Origin of the sequence: Streptomyces kebangsaanensis, assembly GCF_001906585.1 — a bacterium.
Lineage (GTDB): Bacteria > Actinomycetota > Actinomycetes > Streptomycetales > Streptomycetaceae > Streptomyces > Streptomyces kebangsaanensis.
The window spans coordinates 18,575-43,957 of sequence record NZ_JUJA01000014.1; the positions used below are offsets into that span (position 1 = coordinate 18,575).

21 protein-coding genes and 1 pseudogene are annotated in these 25,383 nt (G+C 70.8%); 20 read left to right on the forward strand and 2 right to left on the reverse strand.

Annotated features, from left to right (window positions below; genetic code table 11):
- The 7 genes and pseudogenes from RH94_RS41860 to RH94_RS01360 all read left to right on the forward strand — a co-directional run.
- Positions 1 to 210: pseudogene (locus tag RH94_RS41860) on the forward strand (Holliday junction branch migration protein RuvA); the annotation flags it as partial.
- Between the two features lie 25 nt (positions 211 to 235).
- Entirely contained in the window at positions 236 to 1,306 is a 1,071-nt protein-coding gene (ruvB, locus tag RH94_RS01330; protein ID WP_073945837.1) for a Holliday junction branch migration DNA helicase RuvB, read from the forward strand.
- 163 nt (positions 1,307 to 1,469) lie between these two features.
- On the forward strand, positions 1,470 to 1,976 hold the full coding sequence (gene yajC, locus RH94_RS01335) for a preprotein translocase subunit YajC (RefSeq protein WP_073945838.1): 507 nt from the start codon (positions 1,470 to 1,472) through the stop codon (positions 1,974 to 1,976).
- 227 nt (positions 1,977 to 2,203) lie between these two features.
- Entirely contained in the window at positions 2,204 to 3,805 is a 1,602-nt protein-coding gene (gene secD / locus RH94_RS01340; RefSeq protein ID WP_234425446.1) for a protein translocase subunit SecD, read from the forward strand.
- Between the two features lies 1 nt (position 3,806).
- Positions 3,807 to 4,925, forward strand: coding sequence for a protein translocase subunit SecF (gene secF / locus RH94_RS01345; RefSeq protein WP_073945840.1), 1,119 nt, complete (start codon positions 3,807 to 3,809; stop codon positions 4,923 to 4,925).
- Entirely contained in the window at positions 4,922 to 5,461 is a 540-nt protein-coding gene (locus RH94_RS01350) for an adenine phosphoribosyltransferase (protein ID WP_073945841.1), read from the forward strand. Before secF ends, RH94_RS01350 begins: the two co-directional genes overlap by 4 nt.
- Positions 5,462 to 6,153: 692 nt before the next feature.
- A complete protein-coding gene (locus RH94_RS01360; RefSeq protein WP_073945843.1) occupies positions 6,154 to 8,688 on the forward strand; it encodes a RelA/SpoT family protein in 2,535 nt (844 codons plus the stop codon).
- 76 nt (positions 8,689 to 8,764) lie between these two features.
- On the opposite strand, the gene RH94_RS01365 is transcribed toward RH94_RS01360, so the two are convergent.
- Positions 8,765 to 9,994: a DUF349 domain-containing protein gene (locus RH94_RS01365; RefSeq protein WP_073945844.1), complete on the reverse strand. Its 1,230-nt coding sequence runs from the start codon at positions 9,992 to 9,994 to the stop codon at positions 8,765 to 8,767.
- Between the two features lie 137 nt (positions 9,995 to 10,131).
- Positions 10,132 to 10,956: a peptidylprolyl isomerase gene (locus RH94_RS01370; protein ID WP_073945845.1), complete on the reverse strand. Its 825-nt coding sequence runs from the start codon at positions 10,954 to 10,956 to the stop codon at positions 10,132 to 10,134.
- A gap of 167 nt (positions 10,957 to 11,123) precedes the next feature.
- Here RH94_RS01370 and RH94_RS01375 point away from each other — a divergent pair, with 167 nt between their 5' ends.
- The 13 genes from RH94_RS01375 (at position 11,124) to RH94_RS01435 (ending at position 25,304) form a co-directional block, all read left to right on the forward strand.
- Complete coding sequence (locus RH94_RS01375; RefSeq protein WP_073945846.1) at positions 11,124 to 11,837, forward strand: MBL fold metallo-hydrolase; 714 nt, start codon at positions 11,124 to 11,126, stop codon at positions 11,835 to 11,837.
- An 11-nt stretch (positions 11,838 to 11,848) separates the two neighbouring features.
- Positions 11,849 to 13,111, forward strand: a complete 1,263-nt coding sequence (gene hisS, locus RH94_RS01380; RefSeq protein WP_073945856.1) for a histidine--tRNA ligase — start codon at positions 11,849 to 11,851, stop codon at positions 13,109 to 13,111.
- Between the two features lie 184 nt (positions 13,112 to 13,295).
- The gene (locus RH94_RS01385) at positions 13,296 to 13,952 is read left to right on the forward strand and encodes a vitamin K epoxide reductase family protein (protein ID WP_073945847.1); all 657 of its coding nucleotides are present in this window, start codon (positions 13,296 to 13,298) and stop codon (positions 13,950 to 13,952) included.
- 68 nt (positions 13,953 to 14,020) lie between these two features.
- The gene (locus tag RH94_RS01390) at positions 14,021 to 15,376 is read left to right on the forward strand and encodes a replication-associated recombination protein A (protein WP_073945848.1); all 1,356 of its coding nucleotides are present in this window, start codon (positions 14,021 to 14,023) and stop codon (positions 15,374 to 15,376) included.
- A gap of 373 nt (positions 15,377 to 15,749) precedes the next feature.
- Complete coding sequence (gene rpsD / locus RH94_RS01395; protein WP_073945857.1) at positions 15,750 to 16,364, forward strand: 30S ribosomal protein S4; 615 nt, start codon at positions 15,750 to 15,752, stop codon at positions 16,362 to 16,364.
- A gap of 238 nt (positions 16,365 to 16,602) precedes the next feature.
- Positions 16,603 to 17,052, forward strand: a complete 450-nt coding sequence (locus RH94_RS01400; protein WP_107428593.1) for a DUF948 domain-containing protein — start codon at positions 16,603 to 16,605, stop codon at positions 17,050 to 17,052.
- 9 nt (positions 17,053 to 17,061) lie between these two features.
- Positions 17,062 to 17,460: a hypothetical protein gene (locus RH94_RS01405; protein WP_073945850.1), complete on the forward strand. Its 399-nt coding sequence runs from the start codon at positions 17,062 to 17,064 to the stop codon at positions 17,458 to 17,460.
- A complete protein-coding gene (alaS, locus tag RH94_RS01410; RefSeq protein ID WP_073945851.1) occupies positions 17,460 to 20,132 on the forward strand; it encodes an alanine--tRNA ligase in 2,673 nt (890 codons plus the stop codon). The genes RH94_RS01405 and alaS overlap by 1 nt, the downstream gene beginning before the upstream one ends.
- Positions 20,133 to 20,145: 13 nt before the next feature.
- The gene (gene ruvX, locus RH94_RS01415; protein ID WP_073945852.1) at positions 20,146 to 20,610 is read left to right on the forward strand and encodes a Holliday junction resolvase RuvX; all 465 of its coding nucleotides are present in this window, start codon (positions 20,146 to 20,148) and stop codon (positions 20,608 to 20,610) included.
- Between the two features lie 122 nt (positions 20,611 to 20,732).
- On the forward strand, positions 20,733 to 22,496 hold the full coding sequence (mltG, locus tag RH94_RS01420; RefSeq protein WP_073945853.1) for an endolytic transglycosylase MltG: 1,764 nt from the start codon (positions 20,733 to 20,735) through the stop codon (positions 22,494 to 22,496).
- Positions 22,477 to 23,316 (forward strand): shikimate dehydrogenase, encoded by an 840-nt coding sequence (locus RH94_RS01425; RefSeq protein ID WP_073945854.1) that lies wholly within the window; start codon positions 22,477 to 22,479, stop codon positions 23,314 to 23,316. Before mltG ends, RH94_RS01425 begins: the two co-directional genes overlap by 20 nt.
- A gap of 288 nt (positions 23,317 to 23,604) precedes the next feature.
- Positions 23,605 to 24,789, forward strand: a complete 1,185-nt coding sequence (gene aroC / locus RH94_RS01430) for a chorismate synthase (RefSeq protein WP_073945855.1) — start codon at positions 23,605 to 23,607, stop codon at positions 24,787 to 24,789.
- A 32-nt stretch (positions 24,790 to 24,821) separates the two neighbouring features.
- Positions 24,822 to 25,304 carry a shikimate kinase gene (locus RH94_RS01435; protein ID WP_107428585.1) on the forward strand — a complete coding sequence of 161 codons (483 nt, stop codon included), beginning with the start codon at positions 24,822 to 24,824 and terminating at the stop codon, positions 25,302 to 25,304.
- Positions 25,305 to 25,383 lie beyond the last annotated feature (79 nt).

The window sequence follows — 25,383 nt, forward strand, 5'->3', positions numbered from 1 at the left end:
GAGCCGGTCGGCGCCCCCGCGGTGGGAACACCGGTCACCCAGGGCTGGCGCGACCAGCTGCACGCGGCCCTGATCGGCCTCGGGTACGCCACCCGGGACGCCGACGAGGCGGTGGCCGCCGTGGCACCGCAGGCCGAGGCCGCCGGTGGCACACCCCAGGTGGGCCAGTTGCTGAAGGCGGCCCTGCAGACCCTGAACCGAGCCCGCTGACCCACCACTTCCCGAGGCACATCACATGAACTGGGACGACACGACCGACACCTCCGCCGCCGAGCGGCTTGTCGGTGCGTCCGCCGACCGCGAGGACCAGGCCGTCGAGGCCGCCCTGCGGCCCAAGGACCTGGGCGAGTTCATCGGCCAGGAGAGGGTACGCGAGCAGCTCGACCTCGTACTGCGCGCCGCACGCGCGCGCGGGGCCACCGCCGACCACGTACTGCTCTCCGGCGCCCCCGGCCTCGGCAAGACCACCCTGTCCATGATCATCGCGGCCGAGATGGGCGCCCCCATCCGCATCACCTCCGGCCCCGCCATCCAGCACGCCGGCGACCTCGCGGCCATCCTCTCCTCCCTCCAGGAGGGAGAGGTCCTCTTCCTCGACGAGATCCACCGCATGTCGCGGCCCGCCGAGGAGATGCTGTACATGGCCATGGAGGACTTCCGCGTCGACGTCATCGTCGGCAAGGGCCCCGGCGCCACCGCCATCCCACTGGAACTGCCCCCGTTCACCCTGGTCGGCGCCACCACCCGCGCGGGCCTGCTGCCGCCCCCGCTGCGCGACCGCTTCGGTTTCACCGCACACATGGAGTTCTACGCACCCGCCGAACTGGAGCGCGTCGTGCACCGCTCGGCGCACCTGCTGGACGTCGGGATCGAGGCCGACGGCGCCGCCGAGATCGCCGGCCGCTCCCGGGGCACCCCCCGCATCGCCAACCGCCTGCTGCGCCGTGTCCGCGACTACGCGCAGGTCAAGGCCGACGGGATCGTCACGCGCGAGATCGCCGCGGCGGCCCTCGCCGTCTACGAGGTCGACGCCCGTGGCCTGGACCGGCTGGACCGGGCCGTCCTCGCGGCCCTGCTGAAGCTGTTCGGCGGCGGGCCCGTGGGCCTGTCGACGCTCGCGGTCGCCGTGGGGGAGGAGCGCGAGACCGTCGAGGAGGTCGCCGAACCCTTCCTCGTCCGCGAGGGCCTGCTCGCCCGTACCCCGCGTGGCCGCGTTGCCACCCCCGCCGCCTGGGCGCACCTCGGTCTGACCCCGCCCGGCTCGTCAGCTGCAGGAACCGGACAACAGGACCTGTTCGGGGCGTGACGGCGGCGGCATTGGCCCCGGGAGGAACCCAGGTGCCATGCTGAGCGTTGTTCCTTGCGCGCGGACTCGCCTAGACTCCGCCGGTGCCGCCTCGTCGGCAGTCCACATACCCCCATCCATCAGGCCGCTCCCCATCGCGGTCGTGTGAAGGAAGTTCCGACCCGTGAGTCTCGTGACCCTCCTCCCGTTCATCGTGCTCATCGGGGCCATGTTCCTGATGACCCGGTCGGCCAAGAAGAAGCAGCAGCAGGCCGAGCAAATGCGGAACCAGATGCAGCCCGGCAGCGGTGTCCGCACCATCGGGGGCATGTACGCGACGGTGAAGGAGGTCAGCGACGACACGGTCCTCCTTGACGCCGGTCCCGGTGTCGAGCTGCTGTTCGCCAAGAACGCGATCGGTGCCGTCCTCTCCGACGACGAGTACAACCGCATCGTCCACGGCATCGAGCACGACCTGAAGTCCGACGCCGACATCGTCCCCGACGACGCCTCCTCTCTCACCGAGACCGACGAGCCCGCCGCCGAAGCTTCCGACGCTTCCGGCGCCTCCGACGACAAGCGCGTCGACCTCGGCAAGAAGGACGCGGCCGAGGAGCCGGCCGACAGTGCCGCCGAGACGAAGGCGGAGGAACAGCCGAAGAAGGCCGACGGCGACTCCGACGCGAAGTAACCACGTCCCAGGGCGCGCGGCACCGGCCGCGCGCCCTGGGACGTGTTCACTCGGCAGGGGATCCCGACACCACGCATGGCCGCCGCCATGCCCATCCGGCGCGGGGCGGCCCGAGAGGGAGTATCGAAAAGGTGGCAGTTAAAAATGGACGTTCAGCGAGCGCCCAGAGCAAGCCGGGGCGCTCGCTAGCCCTCATCCTGATCGCCATCGTGGCGCTCACCGGATCCATGTTCGTCTCCGGAAACACGTCTCCGCGTCTCGGCATCGACCTGGCCGGCGGAACGAGCATCACCCTTCGGGCGGTGCCCGAGCGCGGACAGGAGTCCGCGATCAACAAGGCCAACATGGACACGGCCGTCAGCATCATGGAACGCCGTGTCAACGGTCTCGGCGTCTCGGAGGCCGAGGTCCAGACCCAGGGCAACGACAACATCATCGTCAACATCCCCAAGGGCACCAACTCCCAGCAGGCCCGCGAGCAGGTCGGCACCACCGCCAAGCTGTACTTCCGTCCCGTGCTCGCCACCGACATCACCGGCGCCACCCCGGCCGACCCGTCGCCGAGCGCCTCCCACGAGGCGACCGACAAGTCCACCGGAACCCCCACCCCCTCCCCGACTCCCTCGGCCACCGGGACCCAGCAGGGCCGCGCGGTCACCGACGCCCTGAAGGCGGACGCCGCCCCGTCCCCGTCCCCGAGCAGCGGTTCCGGTGACGCCAACGGCAAGCTCCAGGCGCAGTACGCCTCGCTGGACTGCAGCAAGCAGTCCGTCCGCGCGACCGCCGGCAAGGGCGTGCTGCCCACCGAGGCGACCGTCGCCTGCGGCAAGAACTCCGACGGGCTGTGGCAGAAGTACCTGCTCGGCCCCGCCGAGGTGGACGGCACCGACGTGAAGAAGGCGGAGGCCGTCTACAACACGCAGAACACCGCCGGCTGGATCGTGACGATGGAGTTCACCTCCAGGGGCGCCAAGAAGTTCGCGGACATCACCGGCAAGCTCGCGCAGAACCAGCCCCCGCAGAACCAGTTCGCCATCGTCCTGGACGGCGAGGTCGTCTCCGACCCGTACGTCCGTGAGGCGCTGACCGGCGGCAGCGCGGAGATCTCCGGCCGCTTCTCCCAGGAGCAGGCGCAGGGCCTCGCCAACATGCTGTCCTACGGCGCCCTGCCGCTGACCTTCAAGGAGGACAGCGTCACCACCGTGACCGCCGCGCTCGGCGGCGAGCAGCTGCAGGCCGGCCTGATCGCGGGCGCCATCGGCCTCGCCCTCGTCGTGATCTACCTGGTGGTGTACTACCGCGGCCTGGCGATGATCGCCGTCGCCTCGCTGATGATCTCCGCGATGCTGACGTACACCCTCATGTCGCTGCTCGGCCCGGCCATCGGCTTCGCGCTGAACCTGCCGGCCGTGTGCGGTGCGATCGTCGCGATCGGTATCACCGCGGACTCGTTCATCGTGTTCTTCGAACGCATAAGGGACGAGATCCGCGAGGGCCGCTCGCTGCGCCCCTCCGTGGAGCGCGGCTGGCCGCGGGCCCGGCGCACCGTCCTCGTCTCCGACTTCGTGTCCTTCCTGGCCGCCGCGGTGCTGTTCGTCGTGACCGTCGGCAAGGTGCAGGGCTTCGCGTTCACGCTCGGCCTGACCACGCTGCTCGACGTGGTCGTCATCTTCCTGTTCACCAAGCCGCTGATGACGATCCTCGCCCGCCGGAAGTTCTTCGCCAGTGGCCACAGCTGGTCGGGACTCGATCCCGAGCGCCTGGGCGCCAAGCCGCCGCTGCGGCGCACCCGCCGCCCCTCCGCTCCCATCGAGACGAAGGAGGCGTGAGATGTCGAAGCTCGGCAACCTCGGCGCCCGACTGCACCACGGTGAAATCGGCTACGACTTCATCAAGAACCGCAAGATCTGGTACGGCGTCTCGATCCTGATCACCATCATGGCCATCCTGGGCCTGGCGGTGCGCGGCCTGAACATGGGCATCGAGTTCCAGGGCGGAGCGGTCTTCACCACGCCGAAGCACATGAGCACCTCGGTGGCCCAGGCGGAGACCTACGCGCACGACGCCTCCGGCAACGAGGTGATCGTGCAGAAGCTCGGTGACGGCAGCCTGCGCATCCAGATCGCCGGCATCGAGACCGGCAAGTCCGACCAGATCAAGGAAACGCTGGCCAAGGACCTGAAGGTCAACCCGGAGCACATCAACGCCGACCTGGTCGGTCCCAGCTGGGGCGAGCAGATCGCCAACAAGGCCTGGCAGGGCCTGGCGATCTTCATGGTCCTGGTCGTGATCTACCTGGCGATCGCGTTCGAGTGGCGCATGGCGCTGGCCGCGCTGGTCGCCCTGATCCACGACCTGACGATCACCACCGGGGTCTACGCCCTCGTGGGCTTCGAGGTCACACCGGGCACGGTGATCGGTCTGCTGACGATCCTCGGTTACTCGCTCTACGACACGGTCGTCGTCTTCGACAGCCTCAAGGAGCAGACGAAGGACATCACCCGGCAGACCCGCTGGACGTACAGCGAGGTGGCGAACCGCTCGATCAACGGCACGCTGATCCGTTCGATCAACACCACCGTGGTGGCGCTGCTGCCGGTGGCGGGCCTGCTGTTCATCGGTGGCGGGGTGCTCGGCGCGGGCATGCTGAACGACATCTCGCTGTCGCTGTTCGTCGGCCTCGCGGCCGGTGCGTACTCCTCGATCTTCATCGCCACGCCGCTCGTCGCCGATCTCAAGGAGCGCGAGCCGCAGATGAAGGCCCTCAGGAAACGGGTCCTCGCCAAGCGGGCGCAGGGCGCGGCCCAGAGCGAGTCCCCGGAGGCGGAGCCCGTCGGCTCCACGGCCGGTGACGAGCCCGAGGACGTCGCGCCCGCCGTGGTGGGGCCGCACAACCAGTCCCTATCCCGCGGCCGGGGCCGCGGCCGACCCCCGGGAAAGCGTCGATGACCGATATCCAGGAACTGCTGCTCAGCCGCATCCGTGACGTGGCCGACTATCCGGAGCCGGGGGTGATGTTCAAGGACATCACCCCGCTCCTGGCGGACCCGGCGGCGTTCACCGTGCTCACCGACGCGCTGGCGGAGGTGGGCACCCGCGAGGGGGCGACGAAGGTCGTCGGCCTGGAGGCCCGCGGCTTCATCCTCGGCGCCCCGGTCGCCCTCCGGGCGGGCCTCGGCTTCATCCCCGTGCGCAAGGCGGGCAAGCTTCCCGGAGCGACGCTCAGCCAGGCGTACGACCTGGAGTACGGGTCCGCGGAGATCGAGGTGCACGCGGAGGACCTGAGCACCGGTGACCGTGTCCTGGTCATCGACGACGTCCTCGCCACGGGGGGCACCGCCGAGGCCTCCATCGAGCTCATCCGCCGGGCCGGCGCGGAGGTCGCCGGGGTGGCGGTGCTCATGGAACTGGGCTTCCTCGGCGGGCGTGAGCGGCTGGAACCGGCCCTGGCGGGCGCCCCCCTGGAAGCGCTCCTCCGCCTCTGATCCCGGGGGCGCCGTGCCCTGGGCCCCGGTCCCTGGGGGGAAGTCCCAGGGACCGGGGCCCGGGGCTGAGCCCCGGCTCGGTCCACCCGGCCCGCCCGTCTCGGTGGGGTGAGGGGCCCCGCCCCTGGGGCTCCGCCCCCGCACCCCGGCGGGGCTTCGGCCCCTGCGCTCCCGGTCGCTTCTCCTCCCGGTCGTTCCGGTGGGGGAGGGGCCGTTCCTGGGGCTCTGCCCCAGGTTCGGGCGGGGGCGTGCCCCTCGGGCCCGGGTTTCCTCTCCTCCTGCCTCGGTGGGGGGAGAGACCCGTTCCCGGGATCCCGCTTCAGGCCCCTGTGGGGGCGGTTCCGGGCCTGGGCGGGGGTGCGTCCCCGCCCTCCCCCCGCGTCCCGGCGCAGGCGCGAAAAGCGGGCCGGGCCGTAGGGGCGCCCGGTCGTCTGCGTCGTGAGCCCCGGAGCCCCGGCCGTCCGGCCCGTCCGCGCGGTGGGGAGTAAGCCGGGTGCGGGCGGGTTCGGGCCGTGCGCCGTGCATGCGCAGGGCACCGCGAAGGCGGGCACGGAGGAATCCCGTGGCCGCCTCGTGCGTTTCCTGGGGTACGGCCCTCACTTCGGGCTGGAGGCGATCCTGGAGGCCGGGATCGCTACCATGGGATCTCCGGGACCTGACCGGGGGACCCGGATCGCGTACGAGGAGCCCTCTTGCCAGACGAGGCCCAGCCACTGACCGCCGCCAAGCCCGAGTCCGCCTCGGCGCCCGCGGCGAAGCCCGCGCCGCACGCGAAGAACGACACCCGCGGGACGGCCGAGCACGCCCAGTCCGCGCCCGTCGGCAAGTCGACCCAGCCCGCGCGTCCCAAGCCGGCCCCGCCCGAGCGTTCCTCCCAGTCCCCGGCCGTACGTCCCTCCGCCGGCCAGGCGGGCCGCTCCGGCTCCTCCAACCGCGTCCGCGCCCGCCTCGCCCGCCTCGGCGTGCAGCGCGCCAACCCGTACAACCCGGTTCTGGAGCCGCTGCTGCGGATAGTGCGCAGCAACGACCCCAAGATCGAGAACTCGACGCTGCGCCAGATCGAGCGCGCCTACCAGGTGGCCGAGCGCTGGCACCGCGGCCAGAAGCGCAAGAGCGGCGACCCGTACATCACGCACCCGCTCGCCGTCACCACCATCCTCGCCGAGCTGGGTATGGACCCGGCCACGCTGATGGCCGGCCTGCTGCACGACACCGTCGAGGACACCGAGTACGGCCTGGACCAGCTGCGTCGCGACTTCGGCGACACCGTCGCCCTGCTCGTCGACGGCGTCACCAAGCTGGACAAGGTCAAGTTCGGCGAGGCCGCGCAGGCCGAGACCGTGCGCAAGATGGTCGTCGCCATGGCCAAGGACCCCCGCGTCCTGGTCATCAAGCTCGCCGACCGCCTGCACAACATGCGCACCATGCGCTACCTCAAGCGCGAGAAGCAGGAGAAGAAGGCGCGGGAGACGCTCGAGATCTACGCGCCGCTCGCCCACCGCCTGGGCATGAACACCATCAAGTGGGAGCTGGAGGACCTCGCCTTCGCGATCCTCTACCCCAAGATGTACGACGAGATCGTCCGCCTGGTCGCCGAGCGCGCCCCCAAGCGCGACGAGTACCTCGCGATCGTCACCGACGAAGTCCAGGCCGACCTGCGCGCCGCCCGCATCAAGGCGACCGTCACCGGCCGCCCGAAGCACTACTACAGCGTCTACCAGAAGATGATCGTCCGCGGCCGTGACTTCGCGGAGATCTACGACCTCGTGGGCATTCGTGTCCTGGTCGACACGGTCCGCGACTGCTACGCCGCCCTCGGCACCGTGCACGCGCGATGGAACCCGGTCCCCGGCCGGTTCAAGGACTACATCGCGATGCCCAAGTTCAACATGTACCAGTCGCTGCACACGACGGTCATCGGTCCCAACGGCAAGCCCGTCGAACTGCAGATCCGCACGTTCGACATGCACCGCCGCGCCGAGTACGGCATCGCCGCGCACTGGAAGTACAAGCAGGAGGCCGTCGCCGGCGCCTCCAAGGTCCGTACCGACGCCCCGAAGCCCGCCAAGGCCGGCAAGGACTCGGCCGCCATCAACGACATGGCGTGGCTGCGGCAGCTGCTGGACTGGCAGAAGGAGACGGAGGACCCCGGAGAGTTCCTGGAGTCGCTGCGCTTCGACCTCTCCCGCAACGAGGTCTTCGTCTTCACGCCCAAGGGCGACGTCATCGCGCTCCCGGCCGGTGCCACCCCGGTGGACTTCGCCTACGCCGTCCACACCGAGGTCGGCCACCGCACCATAGGAGCGCGGGTCAACGGCCGTCTCGTACCGCTGGAGTCGACCCTGGACAACGGCGACCTGGTGGAGGTCTTCACCTCCAAGGCGGCCGGCGCGGGCCCCTCCCGCGACTGGCTCGGCTTCGTCAAGTCGCCGCGCGCCCGCAACAAGATCCGCGCCTGGTTCTCCAAGGAGCGCCGCGACGAGGCGATCGAGCAGGGCAAGGACGCCATCGTCCGCGCGATGCGCAAGCAGAACCTGCCGATCCAGCGCATCCTGACCGGCGACTCGCTCGTCACCCTCGCGCACGAGATGCGCTACTCGGACATCTCCGCGCTGTACGCGGCGATCGGCGAGGGCCATGTCTCCGCGCAGAACATCGTGCAGAAACTCGTCCAGGCGCTCGGTGGCGAGGAGGCGGCCACCGAGGAGATCGACGAGAGCGTGCCGCCCTCGCGCGGCCGCGGCCGCAAGCGCCGCTCCAGCGCCGACCCGGGCGTCGTCGTCAAGGGCGTCGAGGACGTGTGGGTCAAGCTGGCCCGCTGCTGTACGCCCGTCCCCGGCGACCCGATCATCGGCTTCGTCACCCGGGGCAGCGGCGTATCGGTTCACCGCAGCGACTGCGTCAACGTGGAGTCGCTGTCCCGCGAGCCGGAACGCATCCTCGACGTCGAGTGGGCGCCCACCCAGTCCTCCGTCTTCCTGGTCGCCATCCAGGTCGAGGCCCTGGACCGCTCCCGGCTGCTCTCGGACGTCACCCGCGTCCTGTCCGACCAGCACGTCAACATCCTCTCCGCGGCCGTCCAGACCTCCCGCGACCGCGTCGCCACCTCCCGCTTCACCTTCGAGATGGGCGATCCCAAGCACCTGGGCCACGTCCTGAAGGCCGTGCGGGGCGTGGAGGGCGTCTACGACGTCTACCGGGTCACCTCCGCACGCAGCAGGGCGTAGAGCGCCGCACCGCGCGAACGGCCGAGGGCCCCCGTACGTGCCGTACGGGGGCCCTCGGTTCGTAGCGGGTGGTGTGTCAGCCGCCGAACTCCTGCAGGCCCTTCAGAGCCTGGTCCAGGAGCGCCTGGCGGCCCTCCAGCTCCTTCTCGAGCTTGTCGGCCTTGGCGGTGTTGCCCTGGGCGCGCGCCTGCTCGATCTGGCCCCTCAGCTTGTCCACGGCGGCCTGCAGCTGGCCGGTGAGACCCTCGGCACGCGCGCGTGCCTCCGGGTTCGTCCGGCGCCACTCGGCCTCCTCGGCTTCCTGGATGGCCCGGTCCACGATGTGCATCCGGCCCTCGACCCGCCCACGGGCGTCCCGCGGCACATGGCCGATGGCCTCCCAGCGCTCGTTGATCGAGCGGAAGGCGGCCCGGGCGGCCTTCAGGTCCGTGATCGGCAGCAGCTTCTCGGCCTCCTCGGCCAGCTCCTCCTTCAGCTTCAGGTTCTCCGCCTGCTCGGCGTCCCGCTCGGCGAACACCGAGCCGCGGGCGGCGAAGAAGACGTCCTGGGCGCCGCGGAAACGGTTCCACAGGTCGTCCTCGTGCTCGCGCTGGGCGCGGCCCGCGGCCTTCCACTCCGCCATCAGCTCGCGGTAGCGGGCCGCGGTCGGACCCCAGTCGGTCGAGCCCGACAGCGCCTCGGCCTCGGCGACCAGCTGCTCCTTGATCTTGCGTGCCTCCTCGCGCTGCGCGTCCAGCTGCGCGAAGTGCGCCTTGCGCCGCTTGGAGAACGCCGACCGCGCGTGCGAGAAGCGGTGCCACAGCTCGTCGTCGGACTTGCGGTCCAGGCGCGGCAGCCCCTTCCAGGTGTCCACCAGCGCGCGCAGCCGCTCGCCGGCCACCCGCCACTGGTCGGACCGGGCCAGCTCCTCGGCCTCCGTGACCAGCGACTCCTTGGCCTGCCGGGCCTCGTCCGTCTGCCGGGCGCGCTGCGCCCTGCGCTCCTCACGGCGAGCCTCGACCAGTCCGACCAGCTTGTCCAGGCGGGCACGCAGCGCGTCCAGGTCGCCGACCGCGTGGTGCGCGTCGATCTGCTCCCGCAGATGGTCGACGGCGGCCTGGGCGTCCTTCGCAGACAGGTCGGTGGTCTGCACACGCTTCTCGAGGAGGCCGATCTCGACAACCAGGCCCTCGTACTTGCGCTCGAAGTAGGCCAGCGCCTCCTCGGGGGAGCCGGCCTGCCAGGAACCGACGACCTTCTCGCCGTCGGCCGTACGCACGTACACGGTCCCCGTCTCGTCGACGCGGCCCCACGGGTCGCTGCTCACAGCGCCTCCTCCACATGATGCCTGCGGAGGGCCTCGAAGCTCCCCCGGGCATCGTCCACAGTTTCGTCACCGCCAACATAGGCGACCGGTGGGCGGCCTGTCCGCATCCAGCGCGACCGAAATTTCGCAGTTGACGGTCAGGATTCGGTGACTGTGGCCTTGTTGATCACGACCGTCGCGTTCGGGGCCCCGTCGCCGGCACCCGTGTTCTCGCCCGCGTCCGCGATCTTCTTCAGCACCTTCATGCCCGCCTCGGAGACGGTACCGAACGGTGTGTAGCTGGGCGGCAGCTGACTGTCCTGGTAGACCAGGAAGAACTGGCTGCCTCCCGTGTGCGGCTGCCCCGTGTTCGCCATCGCCACCATGCCCGCCGGGTAGACGTTGCCCTTCAGGCTTTTGTCCTCGAGGTTCTCGTCGGGAATCGTGTACCCGGGACCGCCGCTGCCCGTGCCCGTCGGGTCGCCGCACTGCAGGACGAAGATGCCGCCGGCGGTCAGCCGGTGGCACTTGGTGTGGTCGAAGAAGCCCTTTCCGGCCAAAAAGTTGAAGGAGTTCACGGTGTGCGGCGCCGCGGCCGCCTTCAGCGCGATGTCTATCCCGCCGCACGTGGTGTCGAGCTTCATCGTGTACTTCGCCGACTTGTCGATCGTCACCGCCGGCTCCTTCTTCCAGCTCAGCTCCTTCACCGAGCCGGGGGCGGCCTTCTCGCACGGGTCCGGAGCCTTGCTGGGGGCCGGTGCGCTGGGGGAGACGTCCGCGCTCGCGTTCGCCTTGTCGTCCTTGCCGTTCTTCATGACCCCGGTCGCGTACAGGGCGACACTGCCGATCACGACCACGCCGAGCACCGACGCGATCACGGAGTTGCGCACGTGTGCCTTGCGCCGCGCGGCGGTGCGCCGCTGCTGCTGCCGCAAGAACTTCTCCCGGGCGAGCTGACGTCGCCGCTGCTCCTGGCTGACCACCGGGTTCTCTCCTCAAGCGTCTCGTGTGTCGACCGGTACGCGTGCGACCACCGAGCCGGCCGTCCGCGTGTGACCCGTACCGTATATGGGTTCGCTGAGGATCCGGCAGCGCCGGTAGGCTCTGACGACAGTTGTAGCCACCCGTATCGACACAACGAAGGACGATCGTGCTCATTGCCGGGTTCCCCGCCGGGGCCTGGGGGACGAACTGCTACCTCGTCGCCCCCGCCGCCGGTGAGGAGTGCGTGATCATCGACCCCGGCCACCAGGCCGCCCAGGGCGTCGAGGAAGCGGTCAGGAAGCATCGGCTCAAGCCCGTCGCCGTCGTCCTCACCCACGGCCACATCGACCACGTGGCCTCGGTCGTCCCGGTCTGCGGCGCGCACGACGTACCGGCGTGGATCCACCCGGCCGACCGGTACATGATGAGCGACCCCGAGAAGGCGCTCGGCCGTTCCATCGGGATGCCGCTGATGGGCGAGCTGACCGTGGGGGAGCCGGACGACGTCAAGGAGCTGGCCGACGGCGCCGGGCTGAGCCTGGCCGGGCTGGAGTTCTCCGTCGCGCACGCGCCCGGTCATACCAAGGGGTCGGTGACGTTCCGGATGCCCGAGACCGCGGACGTTCCGCAGGTGTTCTTCTCCGGGGATCTGCTCTTCGCCGGCTCCATCGGACGCACCGACCTGCCCGGCGGTGACATGGCCGAGATGCTCGACTCGCTGGCCCGCGTGTGCCTGCCGCTCGACGACTCGACCGTGGTGCTGTCCGGCCACGGCCCCCAGACGACCATCGGCCGGGAGCGCGCCACCAACCCCTATCTGCGGCAGGTGGCGGCCGGCCCGGGAGCGGACGCGGACACCGCTCCCCGACGAGGAATGTGACGAGAGACTTCGTGAGCACCTTCAAGGCCCCCAAGGGCACGTACGACCTGATCCCGCCGGACTCCGCCACGTACCTGGCGGTCCGCGAGGCGATCGCCGCCCCGCTGCGCAACTCCGGTTACGGCTACATCGAGACGCCCGGCTTCGAGAACGTGGAGCTCTTCGCGCGCGGGGTCGGCGAGTCCACCGACATCGTGACCAAGGAGATGTACACCTTCGAGACCAAGGGCGGCGACAAGCTGGCCCTCCGTCCCGAAGGCACCGCCTCCGTGCTGCGCGCCGCCCTGGAGGCCAACCTCCACAAGGCGGGCAACCTGCCGGTCAAGCTCTGGTACTCCGGCTCCTACTACCGCTACGAGCGCCCCCAGAAGGGCCGCTACCGCCACTTCTCCCAGGTCGGCGCGGAGGCCATCGGCGCCGAGGACCCGGCGCTGGACGCCGAGCTGATCATCCTCGCCGACCAGGCGTACCGCTCGCTGGGCCTGAGCGACTTCCGCATCCTGCTCAACAGCCTCGGCGACAAGGAGTGCCGCCCGGTCTACCGCGCCGCCCTGCAGGACTTCCTGCGCGGCCTGGACCTGGACGACGACACCCGCCGCCGTGTCGACATCAACCCCCTGCGCGTCCTCGACGACAAGCGGGAGACGGTCCAGAAGCAGCTGGCGGGCGCCCCGCTGCTGCGCGACTACCTGTGCGACGCCTGCAAGGCGTACCACGAGGAGGTACGGACCCTGCTGGTGGCCCAGGGCGTCTCCTTCGAGGACGACCCCAGGCTGGTCCGCGGCCTGGACTACTACACGCGCACCACCTTCGAGTTCGTCCACGACGGCCTGGGCTCCCAGTCCGCGGTGGGCGGCGGCGGCCGCTACGACGGCCTCTCCGAGATGATCGGAGGCCCCGCCCTGCCCTCGGTCGGCTGGGCCCTGGGCGTGGACCGCACCGTCCTGGCCCTTCAGGCGGAGGGCATCGAACTCCGACTCCCCTCCACCACCAGTGTCTTCGCGGTTCCCCTCGGCGAGGAGGCCCGCCGTGTCCTCTTCGCGAAGGTCACCGAGCTGCGCAAGGTGGGCATCGCGGCCGACTTCTCGTACGGCGGCAAGGGCCTGAAGGCGGCGATGAAGGCGGCCAACCGCTCGGGAGCGCGCTACGCCCTCGTGCTGGGCGAGCGGGACCTCGCCGAGGGCGTCGTCCAGCTCAAGGAAATGGAGTCCGGCGAGCAGACGGCGATCGCCGTCAACGAGATCGTGGCGGAGCTGGAGTCACGGCTCGGCTGAGAGACGGCGAGCGCGGTGAGCCGGGCGGGTCCACGCCGCCCGGCTCACCCATTGTCCGGAACCGGACGTTCGGGGCCGGACCCGCGTATCTTCTTGCGTCCACCTCACGTTGAGCACACGTGTGTGTGCGGCACAATGGCCGTGCCCGAAGAAGGTCCGACTCACAACTGACGGAATCGGCGTGATGAGCAAGACGACGGTCAAAGACGTGTCCGCGGAATCCGAGCCGGAACGCGCGGCAGCCGTGCCGCGCACGGTGGGCGGCAGCCGCGCCTTCGCCCTGCTGCTGGTGATCACGGGCGCGGCCGGTCTGCTCGCCGCGTGGATCATCACGATCGACAAGCAGAAGATCCTCGAGGGCAAGCTCAGCGGCAAGACCTTCACCCCCAGCTGCAGCCTCAACCCGATCGTGTCGTGCGGCAGCGTGATGGAGAGCAAGCAGGCCGCCGTCTTCGGGTTCCCGAACCCGCTGCTCGGCCTGGTCTGCTACGGCATCGTCATCTGCGTCGGCATGAGCCTGCTGGCCCGCGCCACCTTCCCGCGCTGGTACTGGCTGACCTTCAACTTCGGCACGCTCTTCGGTGTCTGCTTCGTCACCTGGCTGATGTTCCAGTCGCTGTACCGGATCAACGCGCTGTGCCTGTGGTGCTCGCTGGCCTGGGCCGCCACGATCGTCATGTTCTGGTACGTGACCTCCTTCAACGTCCGCAACGACTTCCTGCCCGCGCCGCGCCCGGTGAAGAACTTCCTCGCCGAGTTCACGTGGGTGCTGCCGGTCACGCACTGCGGTGTGATCGTCATGCTGATCCTGACCCGCTGGGGCAGCAGCCTCTGGGCCTGATCCGCCGGGCAGGCCCCGGGGCGCACGGCCCCGGCGGTGTTGTCGGCGGCGTGTCATAGGGTTTCAGCGTGGAGCCCGACCTGTTCACCGCCGCAGCGGAAGAACGCCAGGAGAAGGACCCGGCCGCGAGCCCCCTGGCGGTCCGGATGCGTCCGCGCACCCTCGACGAGGTGGTGGGCCAGCAGCATCTGCTCAAACCCGGCTCGCCACTGCGCCGGCTGGTCGGCGAGGGCTCGGGCGGCCCGGCGGGACCCTCGTCGGTGATCCTGTGGGGCCCGCCCGGCACCGGCAAGACCACCCTGGCGTACGTCGTCTCCACGACCACCAACAAGCGCTTCGTGGAGCTGTCCGCGATCACCGCGGGCGTCAAGGAGGTCCGCGCGGTCATCGACGGCGCCCGCCGGGCCTCCGGCGGCTACGGCCAGGAGACCGTGCTCTTCCTCGACGAGATCCACCGCTTCAGCAAGGCCCAGCAGGACTCCCTGCTCCCGGCGGTGGAGAACCGCTGGGTGACGCTGATCGCGGCCACCACCGAGAACCCGTACTTCTCCGTGATCTCCCCGCTGCTGTCCCGCTCCCTGCTGCTCACCCTCGAACCCCTCACCGACGACGACGTCCGCGGCCTGCTCCGCCGTGCCCTCACCGACGAGCGCGGCCTGAAGGGCACCGTCACCCTCCCCGAGGACACCGAGAACCACCTGCTGCGCATCGCCGGCGGCGACGCCCGCCGCGCCCTGACCGCCCTGGAGGCCGCCGCCGGGGCCGCCCTCGCCAAGGGCGAGAGCGGGATCGGCCTGACCACGCTGGAGGAGACCGTCGACCGGGCCGCGGTGAAGTACGACCGCGACGGCGACCAGCACTACGACGTCGCCAGCGCCCTGATCAAGTCCATCCGCGGCTCCGACGTCGACGCCGCCCTGCACTACCTGGCCCGGATGATCGAGGCCGGCGAGGACCCCCGGTTCATCGCCCGCCGCCTGATGATCTCCGCCAGCGAGGACATCGGCCTCGCCGACCCGAACGCGCTGCCCACAGCCGTGGCGGCCGCCCAGGCCGTCGCCATGATCGGCTTCCCCGAGGCGGCCCTGACCCTCAGCCACGCCACCATCGCCCTGGCCCTCGCCCCCAAGTCCAACTCGGCGACCACGGCGATCGGCGCCGCCCTGGACGACGTCCGCAAGGGACTGGCCGGACCCGTCCCGCCCCACCTGCGGGACGGGCACTACAAGGGCGCGGCCAAGCTCGGCCACGCGCAGGGATACGTCTACCCGCACGACCTGCCCGAGGGCATCGCCGCCCAGCAGTACGCGCCGGACGCCCTGAAGGACCGCGAGTACTACACCCCGGGCCGGCACGGCGCCGAGGCGCGGTACGCGGACGCGGTGGAGTGGACCCGCAAGCACCTCGGCCGGAGGCGGCCGTAGGGCCCGGCGCGGATTGCCGGACAGGCCCCGGCACCCTGTAGACTCTCCCGAAGCGCTGAGTCCCGTGTCCGGCGCCTCGCAAGAGGCAACGGCACCACCAGAGCGGGACATCCAGCCGGAACCCCACCGCCCCAGGGCAGCGGGGATCCAGGAGCGTCGCGCACCGGCGAACGGTGTCGCGGGCCGCCCACCACCACCCGCACATCACGGGACCGGTCGGTGGGCCACTCGCGTGCTGCACGTATGTGCCCAGACCAGGGAGCGGCTGCCCACCAGGTCCGCAAGGACCCGGCGGGTTCCCCCGGCTGCGGATGCGACCTCCCCTAACCCTGGTGAAGCCGTATCCACACAGAAACACGAGGTGTTCGGTTCCATGGCGAACCAGTCCCGCCCCAAGGTCAAGAAGTCGCGTGCCCTCGGTATCGCGCTGACCCCGAAGGCCGTCAAGTACTTCGAGGCCCGCCCCTACCCGCCGGGTGAGCACGGCCGCGGCCGCAAGCAGAACTCGGACTACAAGGTCCGTCTGCTGGAGAAGCAGCGCCTGCGCGCTCAGTACGACGTCTCCGAGCGCCAGCTGGTGCGCGCCTACGAGCGTGCCGCCAAGACCACGATGAAGACCGGTGACGCGCTCCTCATCGAGCTCGAGCGCCGCCTCGACGCGCTGGTCCTGCGTTCGGGCATCGCCCGCACGATCTACCAGGCCCGCCAGATGGTCGTCCACGGCCACATCCAGGTCAACGGCCAGAAGGTCGACAAGCCGTCCTTCCGCGTGCGTCCGGACGACGTCGTCCAGGTCCGCGACCGCAGCAAGGACAAGACGCTCTTCCAGATCGCCCGCGAGGGCGGCTTCGCCCCCGAGGGCGAGACCCCGCGCTACCTGCAGGTGAACCTCAAGGCCCTGGCGTTCCGCCTGGACCGCGAGCCGAACCGCAAGGAGATCCCGGTGATCTGCGACGAGCAGCTCGTCGTCGAGTACTACGCCCGCTGACCCAGGCCGGCCGCGGTGCTCCAGCCCGCCGTCCCCCCACCTTCCCGGGTGGGTGGGGCGGCGGGCTCGCGTATGCCCCCGTTCCCCAGCCCTGCCACCCCCCTGCCCCGGCCGGACACAGGGCCCGGTTCCGCAGCGCGCGGGCGGGAATCCGGTACGGAACGCCACCCCGGGCGCGATAGGCTCGGTGCACGACTTTTTCGATGTTCTCGACGTTCAGGCACGTATCAGGGAGCGGGTGCGCACAGTGTCCGGTGGTGAGGTGGCCGGGATCCTGGTGGCCGTCTTCTGGGCGATCCTGGTCTCCTTCCTCGCCGTCGCACTGGTGAGGCTGGCCCAGACGCTCAGGGCGACCACCAAGCTCGTGGCGGACGTGACCGACCAGGCCGTTCCGCTGCTGGCCGAGGCCTCCCAGGCGGTGCGCTCCGCGCAGACCCAGATCGACCGGGTCGACGCGATCGCCTCCGACGTCCAGGAGGTCACCTCCAACGCCTCCGCGCTGTCCACCACCGTCGCCTCCACCTTCGGCGGCCCGCTGGTCAAGGTGGCCGCCTTCGGCTACGGCGTGCGCCGGGCGCTGGGCGGCCGCAAGGAGGACGTGCCCGTCAGGACGTCGAGGCGTACCGTGATCGTGGGCCGCACCGTCCCGGCCGCGCGGCGGGGGAAGCGGAACAACCGGGAGAAGTAAGGACTGACGATGTTCCGCCGTACGTTCTGGTTCACCACAGGTGTCGCCGCCGGCGTGTGGGCCACCACCAAGGTCAACCGCAAGCTGAGGCAGTTGACCCCCGAGAGCCTCGCCGCGACCGCGGCGAACAAGGCGCTCGAGGCAGGCCACCGGCTCAAGGACCGCGCGGTCGGCTTCGCGTTCGACGTCCGCGACAACATGGCCCAGCGGGAGGCCGAACTCGGCGAGGCGCTCGGCATCAACGCACCCGTCGACCCCGAACTCCCCTCCTCCGAGCTCTCGACCGCGCTCGAGCAGGGGGTTCCCCCGTCGCGGCGGTACGCCGCCATCGAGAACCACAACAGCCCGAAGTACACCGGGAACCCCATGGACCCGACGTACTCGTACAACCGGAATGAGGACCACTGATGGAGTCGGCTGAGATCCGCCGCCGCTGGCTGAGCTTCTTCGAGGAGCGCGGGCACACCGTCGTCCCTTCGGCGTCGCTCATCGCGGACGACCCGACTCTGCTCCTCGTCCCGGCCGGCATGGTGCCCTTCAAGCCCTACTTCCTGGGCGAGGTCAAGCCGCCCTACCCGCGCGCCACCAGCGTGCAGAAGTGCGTGCGCACGCCCGACATCGAAGAGGTCGGCAAGACCACCCGGCACGGCACGTTCTTCCAGATGTGCGGCAACTTCTCCTTCGGCGACTACTTCAAGGAAGGCGCCATCAAGCTCGCCTGGGAGCTGCTCACCAGCCCCCAGGACAAGGGCGGTTACGGCCTGGAGCCGGAGAAGCTCTGGATCACCGTCTACCAGGACGACGACGAGGCCGAGCGGATCTGGCACGAGGTCGTCGGCGTGCCCAGGGAGCGCATCCAGCGCCTGGGCATGAAGGACAACTTCTGGTCCATGGGCGTGCCCGGCCCGTGCGGCCCCTGCTCCGAGATCAACTACGACCGCGGCCCCGAGTTCGGCGCCGAGGGCGGCCCCGCCGTCAACGACGAGCGGTACGTGGAGATCTGGAACCTCGTCTTCATGCAGTACGAGCGCGGCGAGGGCACCGGCAAGGACAACTTCGAGATCCTCGGCGACCTGCCGAACAAGAACATCGACACCGGGCTCGGCCTGGAGCGGCTCGCCATGATTCTGCAGGGCGTGCAGAACATGTACGAGATCGACACCTCCATGGCCGTCATCAAGAAGGCCACCGAGCTGACCGGGGTCGCCTACGGCGACGCCCACGGCTCGGACGTGTCCCTGCGCGTGGTCACCGACCACATGCGCACCGCCACCATGCTCATCGGCGACGGCGTCACCCCCGGCAACGAGGGCCGCGGCTACGTGCTGCGCCGCATCATGCGCCGCGCCATCCGCAACATGCGCCTGCTCGGCGCCACCGGTCCGGTCGTCAAGGACCTGATCGACGTCGTCATCGGCATGATGGGGCAGCAGTACCCGGAGCTGATCACCGACCGCGAGCGCATCGAGAAGGTCGCCCTCGCCGAGGAGGCGGCCTTCCTGAAGACGCTGAAGGCCGGCACCAACATCCTCGACACCGCCGTCACCGAGACCAAGCAGGCCGGCGGCGCCGTCCTCTCCGGCGACAAGGCCTTCCTGCTCCACGACACCTGGGGCTTCCCGATCGACCTCACCCTGGAGATGGCCGCCGAACAGGGCCTCACCGTGGACGAGGAGGGCTTCCGCCGCCTGATGAAGGAGCAGCGGGAGCGTGCCAAGGCCGACGCCCAGGCCAAGAAGACCGGACACGCCGACCTCGGCGCCTACCGCGAGATCGCCGACACCGCCGGCGAGACCGACTTCGTCGGCTACACCGACACCGAGGGCGAGTCCACCGTCGTCGGCATCCTCGTCGACGGCGTCTCCTCCCCGGCCGCCACCGAGGGCGACGAGGTCGAGGTCGTCCTGGACCGCACCCCGTTCTACGCCGAGGGCGGCGGCCAGATCGGCGACACCGGCCGGATCAAGGTCGACTCCGGTGCCGTCATCGAGGTCCGCGACTGCCAGAAGCCGGTCCCGGGCGTCTACGTCCACAAGGGCGTCGTCCAGGTCGGCGAGGTCACCGTCGGCGCCAAGGCCCACGCCTCGATCGACACCCACCGCCGCAGGGCCATCGCCCGCGCCCACTCCGCCACGCACCTGACCCACCAGGCGCTGCGCGACGCCCTCGGCCCGACGGCCGCCCAGGCCGGCTCCGAGAACCAGCCGGGCCGCTTCCGCTTCGACTTCGGCTCCCCCTCCGCCGTACCGCAGACGGTGATGACCGACGTCGAGCAGAAGATCAACGAGGTGCTCGCCCGCGACCTCGACGTGCACGCCGAGGTCATGGGCATCGACGAGGCCAAGAAGCAGGGCGCCATCGCCGAGTTCGGCGAGAAGTACGGCGAGCGCGTGCGCGTGGTCACCATCGGCGACTTCTCCAAGGAGCTGTGCGGCGGCACGCACGTGCACAACACCGCCCAGCTGGGCCTGGTCAAGCTGCTCGGCGAGTCCTCGATCGGCTCGGGCGTGCGCCGTATCGAGGCCCTGGTCGGTGTGGACGCCTACCACTTCCTCGCCCGCGAGCACACGGTCGTCGCCCAGCTCCAGGAGCTGATCAAGGGCCGCCCGGAGGAGCTGCCGGAGAAGGTCTCCGCCATGCTCGGCAAGCTGAAGGACGCCGAGAAGGAGATCGAGAAGTTCCGCGCCGAGAAGGTGCTGCAGGCCGCCGCCGGCCTCGCCGAGTCCGCCAAGGACGTCAGGGGCGTGGCCCTTGTCACCGGCCGGGTCCCGGACGGCACCACGCCGGACGACCTGCGCAAGCTGGTCCTCGACGTACGCGGCCGCATCCAGGGCGGCCGGGCCGCCGTGGTCGCCCTGTTCACGGTGAACAACGGCAAGCCGCTGACGGTCGTCGCCACCAACGAGGCCGCCCGTGAGCGCGGGCTGAAGGCCGGTGACCTCGTCCGCACCGCCGCCAAGACGCTCGGCGGCGGCGGTGGCGGCAAGCCGGACGTCGCCCAGGGCGGCGGCCAGAACCCGGCCGCCGTCGGCGAGGCCGTGGACGCCGTGGAACGCCTCGTGGCGGAGACGGCGAAGTGACGAGGGCCCAGCGATGAGGAAGGGACGCCGGCTCGCGATCGACGTCGGGGACGCCCGTATCGGGGTCGCCTCCTGCGACCCCGACGGGATCCTCGCCACCCCGGTGGAGACGGTCCCCGGCAGGGACGTCCCCGCGGCGCACCGCCGGCTCCGGCAGCTCGTCGAGGAGTACGAGCCGATCGAGGTCGTCGTCGGGCTCCCGCGTTCCCTCAAGGGTGGCGAGGGCCCGGCCGCGGTCAAGGTCCGCGCCTTCGCCGGGGAGCTGGCCCAGGGCATCGCCCCGGTGCCGGTCCGGCTGGTGGACGAGCGGATGACCACGGTGACGGCCGGTCAGGGCCTGCGGGCCTCCGGAGTGAAGTCCAGGAAGGGACGCTCCGTCATCGACCAGGCCGCCGCTGTCATCATCCTGCAGCAGGCCCTGGAATCCGAACGAGTGTCAGGCAAAGCACCCGGCGAGGGCGTCGAAGTGGTCGTCTGATCGCGGTACGGTAACGTTCCGCGCGATGCGCCGGTGTTCGAACAGCCGGCGCACAGCAAGAGGCGGAACGGGTGCCGGGCCACCACGCCGCGCAACCGTCGTCTCGCGGCTCTAGGGGATCGATGACTGAGTATGGCCGGGGCCCTGGCTCCGAACCGTGGCATCCGGACGACCCGTTGTACGGGGACGGCGGATGGGGAGGACAGCAGGCCCAGCCGGGTCAGCAGCTCCCCTACGGCGACCGGCCGCAGCACCATCCGCAGCAGCCGCAGCAGTCGCAGTACGGCGAGTGGGGTCACGAACAGCAGGCCGGCTACGGCGGGCAGTACCAGCAGTACGGCGAGCAGGGCCACCAGCAGTCCCCGCACTACGACCAGCAGGGTCACCAGCAGGGACACCACCAGCACGACCAGCAGTACGCGGGCCACTTCCAGGACCAGCAGCACCAGCAGAACCAGCAGGGCGGCTGGGACGGCGCCGGCGGTCAGCAGCCGCCGACGTACCCCGCCGACCCGGCCGACCCGTACGGTCAGCAGACCGCGGCCTACGGCGCCGAGCAGCCCGACTTCTACGGCACCCCCGACGCCTACCCGCCGCCCCAGCCGCCGAGCCGCCGGCACACCGAACCGGAGCCACGGCCCGACTGGGACCCGGAGCCCGAACCCGAACCCGAACAGGGCGAGCACGCCTTCTTCGCGGGCGGCGGCGACGAGGACGACGACGCCGGTGCCGACGACCCGAAGAACGAGGACCGGGGGCGCGGCGACCGCAAGGGACGCGGCGGCAAGGGCAAGGACAAGGGCAAGAAGCGCCGCAGCGGCTGCGCCTGCCTGGTCGTCGTCATGGTCTTCGGCGGGGGTGCGGTCGGCGTCACGTACTACGGCTACCAGTTCTACCAAAATCGTTTCGGCGCGGCGCCGGACTACGCGGGCAACGGCATTGATGAGACGGTGACCGTCGAGATCCCCAAGGGGGCGGGCGGTTACGACATCGGCCGCGCGCTGAAGGCGGCGGGCGTCGTCAAGAGCGTCGACGCCTTCGTCGCCGCGCAGACCCGGAACTCCAGGGGGAATCAGCTCCAGGCGGGCGCCTATCTGCTGAAGAAGGAGATGTCCGCGGCGAGCGCGGTCGAGATGATGCTCGACCCGAAGAGCCAGAGCAACGTCCTTGTGAAACCGGGCGAGCGCAACGTCCAGGTCTACGAGGACATCGACAAGCAGCTGGATCTGTCCTCCGGCACCACGCAGAAGATCGCCACGAAGCAGTACAAGAGCCTGGGCCTGCCGAGCTGGGCGAACAACCACAGTCAGGTCAAGGATCCGCTGGAGGGCTTCCTCCACCCGGGCACGTATCCCGCGGCCAAGGGCATGAAGCCCGAGACGGTCCTGAAGGAAATGGTCAAGCGGGCCAACGAGAGCTACGGCCGGTACAAGCTCGCCGAGAAGGCGAAGGACCTGGACTTGAAGGACCCGTTCGAGCTCGTCACGGTCGCGAGCCTGGTCCAGGCGGAGGGCAAGACGCACGACGACTTCCGCAAGATGGCGGAGGTGGTCTACAACCGCCTGAAGCCGACCAACACCGAGACCAACCAGAAGCTGCAGTTCGACTCGACCTTCAACTACCTGATGGGCCAGAGCAACATCCACATAAGCGAAAGAGAGATCAACAGCAACAAGGACCCGTACAACACCTACACCAACAAGGGCCTGCCGCCCGGTCCGATCGGAAACCCCGGCGACGACGCCCTGAAGGCGGCGCTGAATCCGACCCACGACGGCTGGATCTACTTCGTGGCGACCGACGGCGCGCACAAGACCGAGTTTGCCAGGACCTACGCCGAACACCTGAAGCTCAAGGACAAGTTCGATGCCAACTCGGGCAACTGACATCCGCCGGGCCGCCGTCCTCGGCTCGCCCATCGCCCACTCGCTCTCCCCGGTGCTGCACCGGGCGGCGTACGAGGAACTGGAGCTCACGCACTGGTCGTACGACCGGTTCGAGGTCGACGAGGCGGGCCTGCCCGCGTTCTTCGCGGAGCTCGGGCCCGAGTGGGCGGGGCTGTCCCTCACCATGCCGCTGAAGCGGGCGGTCATTCCGCTGCTCGACGCGATCAGCGACACGGCCGCCTCCGTCGAGGCGGTCAACACGGTGGTGTTCACGGAGGACGGCCGCCGGCTCGGCGACAACACCGACGTGCCCGGCATCGTCGCCGCCCTGCGCGAGCACGGCATCGAGCAGGTCGGCTCGGCGGCGGTCCTCGGCGCCGGCGCCACCGCCTCCTCCGCGCTGGCCGCGCTGGCCCGCGTCTGCACCGGCGAGGTCGTCGCCTACGTCCGCAGCGAGGCCCGCGCCGCCGAGATGCGGCAGTGGGGCGAGCGGCTGGACGTCGAGGTCCGCACGGCGGACTGGTCGGACGCCGAGCAGGCCCTGAAGGCTCCGCTGGTGATCGCCACCACCCCGGCCGGCACCACGGACGTGCTGGCCGGCGCCGTGCCCGAACGGCCCGCCACCCTCTTCGACGTGCTCTACGACCCCTGGCCCACCGCCCTCGCGGCCCGCTGGTCCATGGCCGGCGGCGCCGTCGTCAGCGGCCTCGACCTGCTGGTGCACCAGGCGGTCCTCCAGGTGGAACAGATGACGGGCCGCTCACCGGCCCCGCTCGACGCCATGCGCAAAGCAGGAGAGCGCGCCCTCGCGGCCCGCTAGCCCGCAAGCGCCGTTCCGCTTCCGTCGTGCCGAGCCGTGTCCGAAGGTCCGCGGCGACGACGCGCACCCGATCCACGCCCACGACATCGCGTGGGCACCGGTGGACCCGCGTCCTGCGGCTCGGCCGGGCCCGTCCGCCTGATGGACCGGCGGCCGGGCCGGGGGGCCGGACGTGGGAGGATCGGAGACGGCGGGCCGGGGTCGCGCACCCGGTCGGGCCGTCACCACGCGCGAGGGTGCGCGTACGCAGGGGCAGTACACAGGGCGCGCGAGCACTGAGGAGCACTGTTGAGCAGGTTGCGTTGGCTGACCGCGGGGGAGTCCCACGGGCCCGCACTCGTCGCCACGCTGGAGGGCCTTCCCGCCGGCGTGCCCGTCAGCACGGAGATGGTGGCGGACCACCTCGCACGGCGGCGCCTGGGGTATGGGCGCGGCGCCCGGATGAGGTTCGAGCGTGACGAGGTGACCTTCCTCGGGGGCGTCCGGCACGGGCTGACCCTGGGCTCCCCGGTGGCGGTCATGGTGGGCAACACCGAGTGGCCCAAGTGGGAGAAGGTCATGGCCGCCGATCCGGTCGACCCGGCGGAGCTGGCCGAGCTCGCGCGCAACGCGCCGCTGACCCGGCCCCGGCCCGGTCACGCCGATCTGGCGGGCATGCAGAAGTACGGCTTCGAGGAGGCCCGGCCGGTGCTGGAGCGGGCCTCGGCGCGGGAGACCGCGGCCCGCGTGGCGCTGGGCGCCGTCGCCCGGTCGTACCTGAAGGAGACGGCCGGCATCGAGATCGTCAGCCACGTGGTGGAGCTGGCCGCGGCCAGGGCGCCCTACGGGGTGTACCCGGTCCCGGCGGACGTGGAGAGGCTGGACGCGGACCCGGTGCGCTGCCTGGACGCGGACGCCTCCGAGGCGATGGTCGCCCAGATCGACCAGGCCCACAAGGACGGCGACACGCTCGGCGGCGTGGTGGAGGTGCTGGCGTACGGCGTGCCGGTGGGCCTGGGCTCGCACGTGCACTGGGACCGCCGGCTGGACGCCCGGCTCGCCGCCGCGCTCATGGGCATCCAGGCGATCAAGGGCGTCGAGGTCGGCGACGGCTTCGAGCTGGCCCGGGTGCCCGGCTCCCGGGCCCACGACGAGATCGTCACCACCGACGAGGGCATCAGGCGTGCCACCGGCCGCTCCGGCGGCACCGAGGGCGGGCTGAGCACGGGCGAGCTGCTGCGCGTGCGGGCGGCGATGAAGCCGATCGCGACCGTGCCGCGGGCGCTGAGGACCGTGGACGTGGCCACCGGCGAGGCGGCGCAGGCCCACCACCAGCGCTCCGACGTGTGCGCGGTGCCGGCCGCCGGCATCGTCGCCGAGGCCATGGTGGCCCTCGTCCTGGCCGACGCCGTCGCGGAGAAGTTCGGCGGCGACAGCGTGGCCGAGACCCGCCGCAACGTGCGGGGCTACCTCGACAACCTGGCGATCCGGTGAGCGCCGCACCGGTCGTGGTCCTGGTCGGGCCGATGGGCGTGGGCAAGTCGACCGTCGGGCGGATGCTGGCCGACCGCCTCGGCGCCGCCTACCGGGACACCGACGACGACATCGTGGCCGCACAGGGCCGCAGCGTCGCCGAGATCTTCGTCGACGAGGGCGAGGACGTCTTCCGCGCGGTCGAGAAGGACGCGGTGCGCCGGGCGCTGGCCGAACACGACGGGGTGCTGGCCCTCGGCGGCGGCGCCATCCTGGATGCGGACACCCGCGCGCTGCTCGCCGGACTGCGGGTGGTCTACCTGTCGATGGACGTCGAGGAGGCCGTCAGGCGCACCGGCCTCAACGCGGCCCGGCCGCTGCTCGCGGTCAACCCGCGCAGGCAGTGGCGCGAGCTGATGGAGGCCCGCCGGCACCTGTACGAGGAGGTCGCCACGGCCGTGGTGGCCACCGACGGCCGTACGCCCGAAGAGGTCACCCGAGCCGTTCTGGACGCAGTGGAGTGGAAGGAAGCATGAGCGAGGCAGTGACGCGGGTCCACGTCGGCGGCACCGCGGGCAGCGAACCCTACGACGTACTGGTCGGCCGCCAACTCCT